Below are 13,924 nucleotides of genomic sequence, written 5' to 3'. Positions count from 1 at the left end.
GTCCGGCCCTTCGACGGGCACGGCGCGCGGGACGTCGGTGGCGGCTGGCACGATGGCGGCATGACCCACCCCGTGAGGATCGCCGTCCAGCTCCAGCCCCAGCACGCCGACTACGGCCAGATCCGCGACGCCCTGCTGCGCGCGGAGGACGCCGGCGCGGACGTCGTCTTCACCTGGGACCACTTCTTCCCGCTCACGGGAGAACCGGACGGCAAGCACTTCGAGTGCTGGACGATGCTCGGAGCGTGGGCCGAGCAGACGAGCCGCGTGGAGATCGGAGCGCTCGTCACGTGCAACAGCTACCGCAACGCCGACCTCCTCGCCGACATGGCCCGCACGGTCGACCACATCAGCGGCGGTCGGCTCATCCTCGGTATCGGGGCGGGCTGGTTCGAGCGCGACTACGACGAGTACGGCTACGAGTTCGGCACACCCGGGACACGGCTGGCCGACCTGTCCCAGGCGCTGCCCCGGATCAGGGAGCGCTGGACGCGGCTCAACCCGCCGCCCACCCGCGACATCCCGGTCCTCGTGGGCGGGGGAGGGGAGCGCAAGACCCTGCGCTACACCGCCGAGCATGCCGACATCTGGCACAGCTTCGCGGACCTGGAGACGCTGCGGCACAAGAGCGCCGTCCTCGACCAGCACTGCGCGGACGTCGGGCGCGACCCCGGGGAGATCGAGCGCTCGGTGGCCGTCAAGGGGGACCCGCGCGACAGCGGCGAGGCTCTCGTCGAGGCCGGCGCGACCCTCTTCACGGTCTCCGCGAGCGGTCCCGACTACGACCTCTCCTCGCTGAGCGAGTGGGTGGCCTGGCGCGATGCCCGCTGACGCCCGCACCGCCGCCGCGCCCCGCACCGGGCGCGGCCAGCCGGTGTCACAGCTCGTCCGTGGCTTCCTCATGGGAGCCGCGGACATCGTCCCCGGCGTCTCCGGCGGGACCATCGCGCTGGTCCTGGGCATCTACGAGCGCCTTGTCCACGCGATCTCCACGGCCGCCTCCGCGCTCGGCGCGCTCGTGCGCGGAGACCTGCGCGAGACCGGTCGCCGGCTGGCGGCCGTGCCGTGGGTCTGGGTCCTGTCCCTGCTCGCGGGCATTGGAGCGGCAGTCCTCCTGCTCTCCGGTCCCCTCGAGCAGCTCCTCGTCGAGCGGCCGCAGGAGATGGCCGGCCTCTTCTTCGGGCTCATCCTCGCGGCCGTCGTCGTGTCGTGGCGGCTGGTCAAGCAGCCGCGGGCCTGGCTCGGTGTCGTCGCGGGAGCAGCGGCCCTCGCCTTCTTCCTCTTCCTCGGGCTCCACGACTCCACCCATGCCGCCGGCTCCGAGGCCGTGACGAGGCCGGTGTGGGCGTTCTTCCTCGCCGGTGCCGTCGCGATCTGCGCGATGATCCTGCCCGGTATCAGCGGCTCGTTCATCCTCGTGCTCCTCGGGATGTACACCGAGGTGCTGGGGGCGGTGAACGAGCGGCAGATCGGCGTGCTCCTCGTCTTCCTGCTCGGCTGCGGCCTCGGGCTGGCGGCCTTCTCCTCACTGCTCACCTGGCTCCTCGACCGGCACCACGACCTCGTGCTCGCGGCGCTCATCGGCCTCATGCTCGGCTCCCTGCGCATCCTGTGGCCGTGGCCGCACGGCCTGGAGAGCACGTCGCTCGGCGCGCCCTCGGGTTCGGTGCTCGTCCCGGTGCTGCTCGCGCTGGGCGGGTTCGCCGTCGTCGTCGGCGTCGACCTGCTCGGACGGCGAGTGTCGAGCCGGCGGGAGGGTGGGACGCCGTAGCCGCGAGCGGTTGCCGACCCCGCCGTCAGCCCGGACCGTTGGGGGATGACGACACGCGACGAGCTGCAGGCGATCGCACGGGACCAGTTCGGGTGGGACGATCTGCGCGGCGGGCAGCTCGAGGCGATCGAGGCTGTCGTCGGCGGACGTGACGTCCTCGCCATCATGCCCACGGGCTACGGCAAGTCCGCGATCTACCAGGTGACGGGTGTCGTCCTGCCGGGGGCGACCGTCGTCGTCTCCCCGCTCATCGCCCTCCAGGGTGACCAGATCGCCGGCATCACCGACGCGCCCGAGGCGCCGGACGCCGTCGCCCTCAACTCCGCGCTGCCCGCCGCGGAGCGCAAGGAGGCGTGGCGGGCCGTGACGGCTGGGGCGGCGGAGTACTTCTTCCTCTCCCCGGAGCAGCTCGCCAAGGACGACGTCGTCGAGCGGCTGGCCGAGGTCGAGCCCTCGCTCGTCGTCGTCGACGAGGCGCACTGCGTCTCCGCCTGGGGCCACGACTTCCGCCCCGACTACCTGCGCCTGGGGCACGCGATCGACCGGCTCGGCCGGCCGCCCGTCGTCGCCCTCACGGCGACGGCGGCGCCTCCCGTCCGCGACGACATCGCCCAGCGCCTGGGCCTGCGCGACCCTCTCCTCATCACCCGTGGCTTCGACCGGCCCAACCTCGAGCTGCGGGTGGTGCGGCACGTCGATGCCGGGAGGAAGCGCCGGGCGCTGCTGGAGGACGCTGCCACGCTCGCGGGCCCGGGCCTCGTGTACGCCGGGCGGCGCAAGGACACCGAGGAGCTCGCTGCAGAGCTCCGCGAGCGCGGGCTGCGCGCAGCCGCGTACCACGCGGGGTTGCGGGCACAGGTGCGCGAGCAGGTTCACGGGGACTTCTCCGCGGGCCGGCTGGACGTCGTCGTCGCGACCTCGGCCTTCGGCATGGGCATCGACAAGGCCGACGTCCGCTTCGTCCTGCACGCCGACCCGCCCGGCTCCCTCGACAGCTACTACCAGGAGGTCGGTCGTGCCGGTCGCGACGGAGACCCCGCGCTGGCGGTGCTCCACTACCGTCCCGAGGACCTCGGGCTGCGGTCCTTCTTCGCGACGGCGAGCGTCCGCGAGGAGGACCTGCGCGCGGTGCTCGGTGCGGTCCGCCGTGCCGACCGGCCGCTCGGCGCGACGGCGCTGCGCAACGCGCTGGAGCTGCCGCCCCGGCGGGTGACCGCCGCCGTCAACCTCCTCCAGGAGGTCGGCGCCGTCCGGCAGACGCAGCGCGGGATCGTCGCGCGCGGCAAGCAGCGCGCGGGGGAGATCGTCGCCCTCGCCGAGGAGCAGACCGAGTCCCGCCAGCGGGTGGAGCGCTCGCGCGTGGAGATGATGCGCGGCTACGCCGAGACCCTGTCCTGCCGCCGCGAGTTCCTCCTCGGCTACTTCGGCGAGGACTACCCCGGCCCCTGCGAGAACTGCGACACCTGCGCGGCGGGGACCGCTCAGGAGCGGGCCGCCGAGGACGCGGCCGCCGCCGGCGACGGACCGGGCATGCAGGACGAGGTGGTCCACGAGCAGTGGGGCCGCGGCACGGTGATGACCACCGAGGACGACCGCCTCACCGTGTTCTTCCCCGACGAGGGGTACAAGACCCTGTCCAAGCAGGTGGTCGAGGAGCAGGGGTTGTTGCGCACCGCAGCCGACTGACACCGCCGACAGTTCGCCGTTCTTCCGCCGTGCTTGACTGGACGGGACGACGATGTGAGGAGGTCCCGGTGAGGGCGCGCGTACTCCTGGCCGCAGCGGTGGCTCTACTGCTCCTGAGCGGGTGCGCAGAGCGGCCGGCGCCGCAGGGCGGTGAGAACAGCTGGGCGGACCCGGTCGACCTCGTCGGACTGTGGCGGGTCAGCGGTGCGGGCGAGGCTCGAGACACGTGGCTGCGGCTCGACGGGGCTGGGCTCGTGCTGTGGCGCGGGTCGGCGGTCCTGTCGGGGAGCTGGACCGCGGACGGGCGGACGATCCTCGCGGCGGTGGACGGCTTCTCCGGCCAGCCCGTCGACGACATCTCGCCGGACTGGCTCGTCGGCGCGCACGCCTACCGGGTCACCGGGGACGGCTGGCAGCTCGAGGACGACGACGGCGCGGTGGTGGCCACCCTCGCGGTCGACGGTGCTCCCGAGCCTGTCGACACCATGGCCGAGTGGTACGCGGAGCCGCCGGCGGTCACCGACGACGTGCGGGCAGCGCTGGCCGTCCCGGAGCTCCCGGACGGCGCCCGGACGGCGAGCGCCGAGCACCTCCTCGGCCGGTGGGTGCCGGCCGGTCCCCCCGTGGAGACCGACCCGTACGTCGTCTTCGAGGACGACGGGACCTGGGGCGGCAGCGACGGGTGCAACGGGCAGGGCGGCCGCTGGACCGTCTCGGAGGGGCGACTGCTCGCGCTGTCCGGACCGATGACCCTCATCGGCTGCCCCGGCGCGCCGGTGGGCGCCTGGGTCGGTGGCGCCTCTCACGCCGTCGTCGACGGTGCCGAGCTCGTGCTCCTCGGCCCGGACGGTGCCGAGCTCGGCCGCCTCGTGCGCGGCTGACCCCCGAGCACGGCGAGCTGCGCCGTCGTAGCCTCCCCGGATGGACCCTGTAGCGGCACTCAAGCGCGTGGCCTACCTCATGGAGCGCGAGCGCGCGGACGCCCGGCGCGCCACCGCGTTCCGTAAGGCGGCGCGACGCCTGGAGGACCTCGAGCCGCAGGAGCTGGAGCGGCGCCTGGCCACCGGGACGCTCACCGAGCTGCCCGACGTGGGACAGCGGACCGCCGGCGTGGCGGTGGAGGCCGCGCGCGGGCAGGTGCCCGACTACCTCACGGCGCTGGAGGAGCGGGCGGGGACGCCACTCGCCGAGGGCGGGGAGGAGGTCCGAGGCTGGTTGCGCGGGGACCTGCACTCCCACTCCGAGTGGTCCGACGGCGGTACCCCGATCATCGACATGGCGCGCGCCGCCGTCGAGCTCGGGCACGACTACCTCGCGCTCACCGACCACTCCCCGCGGCTCACGGTCGCGCGCGGGCTGTCGGCCGAGCGGCTGCGGGAACAGCTCGACGTGGTCGACGCGCTCAACACCGAGCTCGCGCCGTTCCGGATCCTCACCGGCATCGAGGTCGACATCCTCGACGACGGCGAACTCGACCAGGAGCCGGAGCTGCTCGCCCGCCTCGACGTCGTCGTCGCCAGCGTGCACTCCAAGCTCCGGATGAACAGCCGCGCGATGACCCGGCGGATGGTCGCAGCCGTCGAGCACCCGCTCGTCGACGTCCTCGGGCACTGCACCGGGCGGCTCGTCACCGGCGGCCGCGGCACCCGGCCGGAGTCGGAGTTCGACGCGGAGGCGGTCTTCGGCGCGTGCCGGGACAACGACGTCGCCGTCGAGCTCAACTCACGCCCCGAACGGCTCGACCCGCCCATGCGGCTGCTCGAGGTCGTCGTCGACCTCGGGTGCCTGGTGGCGATCGACACCGACGCCCACGCGCCTGGCCAGCTGGAGTTCCTCGACCACGGCTGCGCGCGCGCCGCCGAGGCGCAGGTCCCGCGCGACCGCATCGTCAACGCGCTGCCCCTCGACGATCTCCTCGCCTGGACCAACCGCTGACTGACCCCGCCCCCGCCCCCCGGCTCGCGCCGAGCGCTGAGTACTTCCGGGACCTGTGGACGGAGCCGCTGCCCACAGGTGCCGCCTCAGCGGGGACGCGGCTCGTGGACGTCCGGGCGCAGGCGCTCGGGGATGCGGTCGCGCTCGAAGGTGATGGACGACTGGCCGTGGGGGGTTGGGCGGCCGTCCTCACCGAGGTTGACGAAGACGATCGAGTCGATCGTGAGGATGCTGTGGCGGGTGAAGAGGTTGCGCACCTCGGCCCGCATCGTCAGCGAGGTCCGTCCGAAGCGGGTGGCCCGCAGGCCCATCTCGACGATGTCACCCTGCGTGGCCGAGCTGAAGAAGTTGATCTCCGACATGTACTTCGTGACCACCCGCTCGTTGCCGAGCTGGATCATCGCGTAGATCGCGGCCTCCTCGTCGATCCACCGCAGCAGGCTGCCACCGAAGAGGGTGCCGTTGGCGTTGAGGTCCTCGGGCCGGATCCACTTGCGGGTGTGGAAGTTGATGTCGTCGGAGTGCATGAGTCCAGGTTAGGTCCGCAAACCGGCCCAAACCCGGCGAGGGCGGCGTGCGACCCGCCACGGCCGCGTCGCGGACCCACGGCGGAAGGGGCGTGGTCCGAGACGTGAGATTGCTCCACCAGGCGGAGCAATCTCACGTCTCTCGACACAGCTCACGCCTCCGCGGCGGTAGCGTCGGGAGCTGCTGAATGTGCACGGCGGGCGGCCGAGGCATCCATGGGAGAGACGGGGTGAGGATCCCCTCCCAGTTGCTCACGCAACGTCCTGGGACCGACGTACCTCCTCCGGATGCTCTGCAAGGATGCGGGCATGCGCGCGCTCAGGTCTGCGTCTTCGGCATTCGGCATTCGCGCCGGTGTCGTGCCCGGGGAGCGGCTGCGGCCACGCCGGTGGATTCTCCGCCTGACGGCCTTCTGGATCCTTGCGGCGATCACGGTGGCCGTTCTGCCGATGACCGTGCTCCTGACCTACTCGTTCCTGCGCTACCCCGCAGCGACTTACGGGAACCCGTTCGTCTACAGCGCGGGGATTCTCGTCTGGTTCTTCATCGTCACCGTCCCGATTGCTACCGCCGCCGGGATCCTTCTCGGTCTCACGTCAGCGGTCTCCGTCCGGGTGACCGGCCTGTGGGCGACGCCGCCGCGGAGGTGGCGATGGGTGCGCTACGTCGGTCTGCTCCTCCTCGCCTACGGCGTCCTCATCGCGGCTGTCGCGCTCCTGGCCCCGACGGCGGTGCAGCCGGTGACGTCCTACGCGGTCCGCGCGGCTCTCATCGCGGTCGGGTCGTGCCTCTACCTGCGGTGGGGGGAGCGCCGGTGGCTGAGGGGATCGGCCGCACCATGACCAGCTCAGCGGACAGCGCCCTCGCGATCGCTCGTCACGTCTGTGACGCCCTCGATCCGGTGCTGACGCCGCACGGCTTCCAGGCCGGACAGGCAGGCATCGGCCGTGACGTCGAGGTGACCTTCTGCAGCGCGGGGCACGAGTTCAGCGCCCGCTTCCCCCACCTCGCGTACTGGATGGACCTGTCCCACCCGGCCGCCTGCGTCGACCTCACCCTCCACGCACACCCCCAGCCGGCGCGGCTCAGCCGCGTGTGGCTCGAGGGCCGGGAGCTCGACGACGTCGTCCGCGACGGTCGGTACGCGGTCGGTCCGGTGGACGGCGTCGGCCTCCCGCTGGAGGCGGGACTGGACCGTCTCGCGCGCACGCTGACCGTCCTTCTTCTGCAAGGATCACCGCATGAGTGACCAGCCGGGACCGCTGCTCCTTCTCGACTCCGCCTCCATGTACTTCCGGGCGTTCTTCGCCCTGCCGGACACGATGACCGCTCCGGACGGGACGCCGATCAACGCCGTGCGCGGCTTCCTCGACGCGATCTCCCGGCTCGTGGAGGCGCACCGGCCCTCGCGCGTCATCGCCTGCTGGGACGACGACTGGCGCCCGGCCTTCCGCGTCGCGGCCATCCCCTCCTACAAGGAGCACCGGCTCTCCGACGACGGCGGCGAGGAGGTCCCCGAGCTGCTCACCGCCCAGGTGCCGATCATCGTCGACGTGCTCTCCGCCGTCGGGATCCCGCGTCTCGGCTCGCCCGGCTACGAGGCCGACGACGTCATCGGCACGCTCGTCGCCCGCGAGGTCGCGGCCACCGACCGCGCTCCCGAGGTGCTCGTCATGACGGGGGACCGCGACCTGTTCCAGCTCGTCGACGACGCCGCGGGCGTCACCGTCCTCTACCCGGTGCGCGGGCAGAAGGAGCCCCAGCGCATCGACGAGGCGTGGCTGCGGGAGAAGTACGGGGTCGAGGGCGGGCAGGCCTACGCCGACATGGCGACCCTGCGCGGGGACCCCAGCGACGGGCTGCCGGGCGTCGCGGGCATCGGGGAGAAGACGGCCGCGTCACTTCTCGCCCAGCACGGCACGCTCGCCGGGATCGTCGAGGCGGCCAACGACTCCGGCTCCTCGCTCACCGCCACCCAGCGCAAGCGCATCCTCGCCGCGGCCGACTACCTCGCCGTCGCACCGACCGTCGTCCAGGTCGCCCGTGACGCCCCCGTCGCCGACGAGCACGGGGAGCTCGGTGACGTGCCCACGGACGGGGACGCGCTCCTTGAGCTGGCCGAGCGGTGGGGGCTGGAGTCCCCGCTCAGGCGCCTCGTGGACGCCTGCGCCGCGGCGTCCTGAGCGGGCGCGGCCAGCGGGCGACCTGACCGGGGATGTCGGCCGGGAACTGTACTCTCGGCGCAGAGGGTGGCAGGAACGCGACGACGAGAGGAAGCCGCCGATGGACAGGCAGCAGGAGTACGTGCTCCGCGCGATCGAGGAACGCGACATCCGCTTCATCCGGCTGTGGTTCACCGACGTCCTCGGCGTGCTCAAGTCCGTGGCCATCGCACCTGCTGAGATCGAGGCGGCCTTCGCCGAGGGTATCGGTTTCGACGGCAGCTCCATCGAGGGCCTCACCCGCGTCTATGAGGCGGACATGCTGGCCAAGCCCGACCCGGCCACCTTCCAGCTGCTGCCCTGGCGCGGGGACGAGCACGGCGTCGCGCGGATGTTCTGCGACATCCTCACCCCCGACGGCGAGCCCGCCCGCTCCGACCCCCGCAACGTCCTCAAGCGCACGCTCGAACGCGCCAAGGACGCCGGCTTCACCTGCTACACCCACCCGGAGATCGAGTTCTACCTCTTCGAGCAGCGCCAGAGCCCCGACGCGCCCCTCGTCCCGATCGACACGGCCGGCTACTTCGACCACGTCGCCCGCGGCACCGCCCACGACTTCCGGCGCGACACCATCACGCTGCTCGAGTCCATGGGCATCTCCGTGGAGTACTCCCACCACGAGGCCGGGCCGGGGCAGAACGAGATCGACCTGCGCTACGCGGACGCCCTGTCCACCGCGGACAACATCATGACCTTCCGCACCGTGGTCAAGGAGGTCGCCCTCCAGCAGGGCATCATGGCCACCTTCATGCCCAAGCCCCTCATCGGGGCCCCCGGCTCGGGCATGCACACGCACTTCTCCCTCTTCGAGGGGGACGCCAACGCCTTCTACGACCCGGCAGGGCAGTACCAGCTGTCCTCGACCGGTCGCTCGTTCATCGCCGGGCTGCTCCACCACGCCGCCGAGATCACCGCCGTCACCAACCAGTACGTGAACTCCTACAAGCGCCTGTGGGGCGGGGGAGAGGCGCCCAGCTACGTGTGCTGGGGGCACAACAACCGGTCCGCGCTCGTCCGCGTGCCCATGCACAAGCCGGACAAGGGCCCTTCCACGCGCGCGGAGTACCGCGCGCTGGACGCCGCTGCCAACCCCTACCTCGCCTTCGCCATGCTCATCGCCGCCGGCCTCAAGGGCATCGAGGAGGGTTACGAGCTGCCCGACGGCGCCGAGGACAACGTGTGGGCGCTGTCGGACGTCGAGCGCAAGGCCATGGGCATCAAACCGCTGCCCGGCAGCCTCGAGCAGGCGTTGGAGGTCATGGAGTCCTCCGAGCTCGTCGCCGAGACCCTCGGCGAGGACGTCTTCGCGTTCTTCGTCCGCAACAAGCGCCAGGAGTGGACCGAGTACCGCTCCCAGGTCACGCCCTACGAGCTGCGTAGCCTGCTGCCCGGCATCTGACCCGCCGTGCGCGCACCCACGCCCACCCAGGAGCTGCTCCGGCTCGGCTTCACCGACCCTCGCCGGGCGGCGGGGCTCCTCGACGAGGCGGTCCTCGCCACGCCTCTCGCGCGCGCGGAGGACGCCGGCGCGCCGCTGCCCGCCGCGCTCGGGCGAGTGGCCGACCCGGACCTCGCGCTCCTCACCCTGGTCCGCCTGCTCGAGGCGGCGCAGGACGACGACGGCGCACCGGACCTCGCGGCGGTGCTCGCCTCCGACGGTGGGCACCGGCAGCGGCTCCTCGCCGTCCTCGGCTCCTCGAGCGCACTGGGCGACATGCTCGTCGCCCGCCCCGCCGACGCGACCCTCCTCGGTGACGAGCACGCCGACGGCGTCCTCGACCTCACGCCGCAGGACGAGCGGGACCGCGCGCTGCGGGCTGTCGGTGCCGACCCGTCCGACGCCGCACCCGTCGCCACGGTGACCGGCACCGCCGGGGTCGAGGCACTGCGCCGCTGCTACCGCCGCCGGCTCCTCGAGGTGGCCGCCGCGGATCTCACCAGCCCCGACCCGCTCGGCGCCTTCCCCGCGGTGGCCGCCGCCCTGTCGGACCTCGCGGCCGCTGCCCTGGAGGCCGCCCTCGCCGTCGCCCGCGCGGACCTTCCCGACCACGGCCGCGGCGCCCGCCTCGCCGTCATCGGGATGGGCAAGGCCGGTGGCCGCGAGCTCAACTACATCTCCGACGTCGACGTCGTCTACGTCGTTGCCCCTGGGGAGGGCGCCGGCGAGGACGAGGCCACCGCCGTCGCCACCCGCCTGGCCGGCGCGCTGGCGCGGAACGTGAGCGGCGCCGTCGGGACGGAGCCACCGCTGTGGCCGGTGGACGCGAACCTGCGCCCGGAGGGCAAGGACGGCCCGCTCGTGCGGACCGTCGCCTCCCACGTCGCCTACTACGACCGCTGGGCCAAGACCTGGGAGTTCCAGGCGCTGCTCAAGGCCCGACCGGTGGCCGGGGACGCCGCGCTGGGCACGGAGTACGTCGCCGCCGTCGAGCCCTTCGTGTGGTCGGCGGTGGGCCGGGAGAACTTCGTCGAGGACGCCCAGGCGATGCGCCGCCGCGTCGAGGACACCATCCCGGTCGCCGAGGCGGAGCGGCAGCTGAAGCTCGGGCGCGGCGGCCTGCGGGACGTCGAGTTCACCGTCCAGCTCCTCCAGCTCGTCCACGGCCGCACCGACGAGGCCATCAGGACCGCGGGCACGCTCGACGCCATCGCCCGCCTCGCCGAGACGGGGTACATCGGCCGCGACCCCGCCGAGCGGCTCGACGAGTGCTACCGCTACCTGCGCGTTCTCGAGCACCGGATGCAGCTGTACCGCCTGCGCCGCACGCACGTCATCCCCAGCGGCGAGGCGGACCTGCGACGCCTGGCGCGCGCGCTGCCGGGCGACGGGACGCGCAGCGCCGAGACCCTCGAGCAGCGGCTGCGCGCCGTGCGCCGTGAGGTCCGCGACCTCCACGAGGACATCTTCTACCGGCCGATGCTGCCGCTCATCGCCAGGCTCAGCCGCGAGGACGCCCACCTGCGCCCGGAGGCGGTCCGAGAGCGGCTCGCGGCGATCGGCTACCGCGACCCTGCCGGCGCCGTCCGGCACCTCGACTCGTTGACGGCGGGCGTCTCGCGCACCGCCGCGATCCAGCGCCAGGTCCTGCCCGCCATGCTCGGCATGTTCGCCCGCGGCGCGGATCCCGACGGCGGCCTGCTCGCCTTCCGTAAGGTCTCCGAGGCGCTCGGCACCACCCACTGGTACCTCCAGACGCTCCGCGACTCCGGCGTGGCCGCGCCGCGGCTCAGCTATCTCCTCGCCACCAGTCGGTACGTCGCCGAGGGGCTCGAGGCGCTGCCCGAGGCCGCGGCCTGGCTGGGGGAGGACGAGGCACTGCGCCCGCGCACCCCGGAGCAGCTGGCTCGCGAGGCGGCCGCCCTCGTGCGCCGTCGGCCCGACCCAGCGGACGCGGTGCGCGCCGTGCGCTACCTGCGCCGCCGCGAGCTGCTGCGCGGCGCCGTCGGGGACGCGCTCGACGGCGTGCGCGACGAGCGGGACCGCACCGTCCTGTCGGTGGCGGCCGACCAGGCGCTGACGACGACGCTCGAGGTCGCCGTGCGGCTCGCCCGCGAGCAGCGCGGCCTGGCGCAGCCGCCGGTCCGCTTCGGGATCATCGCGATGGGCCGGCTGGGCGGGCAGGAGATGGGGTACGGCTCGGACGCCGACGTGCTGTTCGTCCACGACCCGGTGGGCGAGGACGACGACGTCGCCCAGGAGTTCGCCGTCGCCGTCGCCGGGCACGTGCGTGCCCTCCTCGGCGACCCCGGCGTGGAGCTCGCGCTCCCCGTCGACGCCGCGCTGCGGCCCGAGGGGCGCAACGGACCGATGGTCCGCTCGCTCGCGTCCTACGCCCAGTACTACGAGCGCTGGGCCGAGCCGTGGGAGCAGCAGGCGCTGCTGCGGGCACGGCCGGTGGCCGGTGACGAAGGTCTGCTCGAGCGCTTCGGTGCGCTCATCGACCCCTACCGCTACCCGGGCGACGGTCTGGACGACCGCGCCCTGCGGGAGCTGCGGCGCGTCAAGGCCCGGGTGGAGTCCGAGCGGATGCCGCGCGGCGTCCCGGCCAGCCGGCAGCTCAAGCTCGGGCGCGGGGGGCTGGCCGACGTCGAGTGGACGGCTCAGCTGCTCCAGCTGCAGCACGCCGGCCGTGTCCCTGAGCTGCGGACGCCGCGCACGGTCGAGGCGCTCACCGCGGCGCGCGGTGCGGGGCTGCTGGGGGAGGAGGACTGCACGCTGCTCGTCACCGCGTGGACGCTCGCCTCACGGCTGCGCGCCGGGATCGCGCTGGCCACCGGCCGGGTCACCGGGGCGAAGGTCGACGTCCTGCCGCACGACCCGGGCCAGGTCACCGCCGTCGCCCGGCTTCTCGGGTACGGCCCCGGCGAGTCCGCCGAGCTCGAGGAGGACTACCTCCGCGCCACCCGCCGCGCCCGCGCCGTCGTCGAGCGCATCTTCTTCGGGTAGTCCGCGCCCGCCCTCTCGCCCTCCCCGCGCCGCCCATCGCACCCCCACTCGCGCCGCTGAGTTGTTACCGCCGCAGGCGCACGTGCCGTCCGCCCCTCAGCGCCACTCGACCAGGCGGCCGGCGTGACGAACCACCTCATCCAGCACATCGAGGTCCAGGACGTCGGCGGAGGCGAAGGAGACGCTCGCCGCACCGACCTTCGTGCGCCCCAGGCGCGGGCCGTAGAGCTTCGCCAGGTACTGCTTCCCTTCGGCGGCGTGCACGTAGAGGCTGACGGACGCGGACTGGCGGGCGAGGCCGACGAGGAACCACTCGACGTCCGCACCCCGCGGGCGGGACTGCACGGTGGCGCCGTAGCCGATGATCGACTGGTCGGTCCCGCCCCAGAACACGCCCTGCCACAGCACGCGGGTGGCTCCGGGCAGCGCGGCCGTGATGACGCCGTCGAGGATGGCGAGGGAGCCGTCCGGCTCGTTCGCCGCGATGAACCCGTCGACGGACGTGTCGGTGGGGCGCATGGACCGGCTCATGGCGCCAACCTACGCGGCCGTGGGCCCGCCCGGGTCCAGGTCGTCTCCCGTTCGCCCGGCTGGGTCATGATGGGAGGCATGCGACTCATCCTCATCCGCCACGGCCAGACCAGCTCGAACGTCGCCGACCTGCTCGACACGGCGGAACCCGGCGCCGACCTCACCGAGCTCGGCCGGCAGCAGGCCGCCGCCGTCCCTCGCAGCCTGGCCGGCGAGGACATCGACGTCGTCTACGCCTCCACCCTGGTCCGCACCCAGCAGACCGCCGCGCCGCTCCTCGCCGAGCGTGGCCTGGAGCTGCGGGTGCGCGACGGCATCCGCGAGATCAAGGCGGGCGAGCTCGAGATGCGCGGCGACGAGGCGTCGATCCGCGCCTACGTCGGCACGATCTTCAGCTGGGCGGACGACCCGGACCGCCGTGTCCCGGGCGCGGAGAACGGGTTCGAGGTGTGGCAGCGCTATGACGAGGTCGTCGCCGAGGCGTACGCCGACGGGGTCCGCACAGCCGTGATGTTCAGCCACGGCGCCGTCATCCGCTCGTGGACGGCTGCGCGGGCGGAGAACGTCACCGGCGAGCACGCCGCCTACCACCCGATCAGCAACACCGGCGCCGTCGTTCTCGAGGGCAGTCCGCGCGAGGGCTGGTGGGCCGAGCTGTGGGAGGGCGAGCCGCTCGGCGGCGAGCGCGTGAGCGACGCCGCCCACGACGGCCCCGCCGCCGACCCGGCACCTGCCGAGGCGGTCCCCTCCGAGTCCTGACGGACGACGACGGCGTCCCCGCGCGCGCCGGCACGTCACCGTGGC

At 73.4% G+C, this 13,924-nt stretch carries 13 protein-coding genes; 11 read left to right on the top strand and 2 right to left on the bottom strand.

The window, feature by feature from the left end; genetic code table 11:
* Window positions 1-60: 60 nt before the first annotated feature.
* From M3148_RS14280 to M3148_RS14260, 5 genes are all read left to right on the top strand, one after another.
* Window positions 61-831 carry an LLM class F420-dependent oxidoreductase gene (locus tag M3148_RS14280; protein ID WP_251305379.1) on the top strand — a complete coding sequence of 257 codons (771 nt, stop codon included), beginning with the start codon at window positions 61-63 and terminating at the stop codon, window positions 829-831.
* Entirely contained in the window at window positions 821-1,771 is a 951-nt protein-coding gene (locus tag M3148_RS14275) for a DUF368 domain-containing protein (RefSeq protein WP_251305378.1), read from the top strand. The genes M3148_RS14280 and M3148_RS14275 overlap by 11 nt, the downstream gene beginning before the upstream one ends.
* A 45-nt stretch (window positions 1,772-1,816) precedes the next feature.
* Complete coding sequence (locus M3148_RS14270; RefSeq protein WP_251305377.1) at window positions 1,817-3,457, top strand: RecQ family ATP-dependent DNA helicase; 1,641 nt, start codon at window positions 1,817-1,819, stop codon at window positions 3,455-3,457.
* A gap of 68 nt (window positions 3,458-3,525) precedes the next feature.
* Window positions 3,526-4,338: an META domain-containing protein gene (locus tag M3148_RS14265; protein WP_251305376.1), complete on the top strand. Its 813-nt coding sequence runs from the start codon at window positions 3,526-3,528 to the stop codon at window positions 4,336-4,338.
* Between the two features lie 40 nt (window positions 4,339-4,378).
* Window positions 4,379-5,392: a PHP domain-containing protein gene (locus tag M3148_RS14260; protein ID WP_251305375.1), complete on the top strand. Its 1,014-nt coding sequence runs from the start codon at window positions 4,379-4,381 to the stop codon at window positions 5,390-5,392.
* An 86-nt stretch (window positions 5,393-5,478) separates the two neighbouring features.
* Here the strand turns inward: M3148_RS14260 and M3148_RS14255 are convergent, their stop codons facing one another.
* Complete coding sequence (locus tag M3148_RS14255; RefSeq protein ID WP_251305374.1) at window positions 5,479-5,919, bottom strand: acyl-CoA thioesterase; 441 nt, start codon at window positions 5,917-5,919, stop codon at window positions 5,479-5,481.
* A gap of 450 nt (window positions 5,920-6,369) precedes the next feature.
* Between M3148_RS14255 and M3148_RS14250 the strand changes: the two genes are divergently transcribed.
* From M3148_RS14250 to M3148_RS14230, 5 genes are all read left to right on the top strand, one after another.
* Window positions 6,370-6,762 (top strand): hypothetical protein, encoded by a 393-nt coding sequence (locus tag M3148_RS14250; protein ID WP_251305373.1) that lies wholly within the window; start codon window positions 6,370-6,372, stop codon window positions 6,760-6,762.
* On the top strand, window positions 6,759-7,169 hold the full coding sequence (locus tag M3148_RS14245; RefSeq protein WP_251305372.1) for a hypothetical protein: 411 nt from the start codon (window positions 6,759-6,761) through the stop codon (window positions 7,167-7,169). Before M3148_RS14250 ends, M3148_RS14245 begins: the two co-directional genes overlap by 4 nt.
* On the top strand, window positions 7,162-8,103 hold the full coding sequence (locus M3148_RS14240; protein ID WP_251305371.1) for a 5'-3' exonuclease: 942 nt from the start codon (window positions 7,162-7,164) through the stop codon (window positions 8,101-8,103). Before M3148_RS14245 ends, M3148_RS14240 begins: the two co-directional genes overlap by 8 nt.
* A 100-nt stretch (window positions 8,104-8,203) precedes the next feature.
* Window positions 8,204-9,541 (top strand): type I glutamate--ammonia ligase, encoded by a 1,338-nt coding sequence (glnA, locus tag M3148_RS14235; RefSeq protein ID WP_251305370.1) that lies wholly within the window; start codon window positions 8,204-8,206, stop codon window positions 9,539-9,541.
* A gap of 6 nt (window positions 9,542-9,547) precedes the next feature.
* On the top strand, window positions 9,548-12,589 hold the full coding sequence (locus M3148_RS14230) for a bifunctional [glutamine synthetase] adenylyltransferase/[glutamine synthetase]-adenylyl-L-tyrosine phosphorylase (protein WP_251305369.1): 3,042 nt from the start codon (window positions 9,548-9,550) through the stop codon (window positions 12,587-12,589).
* A 96-nt stretch (window positions 12,590-12,685) separates the two neighbouring features.
* Here M3148_RS14230 and M3148_RS14225 read toward each other — a convergent pair whose 3' ends face one another.
* Window positions 12,686-13,120, bottom strand: a complete 435-nt coding sequence (locus M3148_RS14225) for a hypothetical protein (protein WP_251305368.1) — start codon at window positions 13,118-13,120, stop codon at window positions 12,686-12,688.
* A 78-nt stretch (window positions 13,121-13,198) separates the two neighbouring features.
* On the opposite strand from M3148_RS14225, the gene M3148_RS14220 reads away from it, so the two are divergent.
* A complete protein-coding gene (locus M3148_RS14220; RefSeq protein ID WP_251305367.1) occupies window positions 13,199-13,879 on the top strand; it encodes a histidine phosphatase family protein in 681 nt (226 codons plus the stop codon).
* Window positions 13,880-13,924 lie beyond the last annotated feature (45 nt).

The sequence above is a fragment of the Georgenia satyanarayanai genome (assembly GCF_023715365.1).
GTDB lineage: Bacteria > Actinomycetota > Actinomycetes > Actinomycetales > Actinomycetaceae > Oceanitalea > Oceanitalea satyanarayanai_B.
This window is presented reverse-complemented; position numbering and strand designations above follow the sequence as displayed.

Bases quoted from the DNA above. Each gene is read 5' to 3' on its own strand.
- M3148_RS14250 (WP_251305373.1), top strand. From the start codon at position 6,370: ATGACCGTGCTCCTGACCTACTCGTTCCTGCGCTACCCCGCAGCGACT.
- M3148_RS14220 (WP_251305367.1), top strand. From the start codon at position 13,199: ATGCGACTCATCCTCATCCGCCACGGCCAGACCAGCTCGAACGTCGCC.
- glnA (WP_251305370.1), top strand. From the start codon at position 8,204: ATGGACAGGCAGCAGGAGTACGTGCTCCGCGCGATCGAGGAACGCGAC.
- M3148_RS14245 (WP_251305372.1), top strand. From the start codon at position 6,759: ATGACCAGCTCAGCGGACAGCGCCCTCGCGATCGCTCGTCACGTCTGT.
- M3148_RS14225 (WP_251305368.1), bottom strand. From the start codon at position 13,120: ATGAGCCGGTCCATGCGCCCCACCGACACGTCCGTCGACGGGTTCATC.
- M3148_RS14280 (WP_251305379.1), top strand. From the start codon at position 61: ATGACCCACCCCGTGAGGATCGCCGTCCAGCTCCAGCCCCAGCACGCC.
- M3148_RS14255 (WP_251305374.1), bottom strand. From the start codon at position 5,919: ATGCACTCCGACGACATCAACTTCCACACCCGCAAGTGGATCCGGCCC.
- M3148_RS14240 (WP_251305371.1), top strand. From the start codon at position 7,162: ATGAGTGACCAGCCGGGACCGCTGCTCCTTCTCGACTCCGCCTCCATG.
- M3148_RS14260 (WP_251305375.1), top strand. From the start codon at position 4,379: ATGGACCCTGTAGCGGCACTCAAGCGCGTGGCCTACCTCATGGAGCGC.
- M3148_RS14270 (WP_251305377.1), top strand. From the start codon at position 1,817: ATGACGACACGCGACGAGCTGCAGGCGATCGCACGGGACCAGTTCGGG.
- M3148_RS14275 (WP_251305378.1), top strand. From the start codon at position 821: ATGCCCGCTGACGCCCGCACCGCCGCCGCGCCCCGCACCGGGCGCGGC.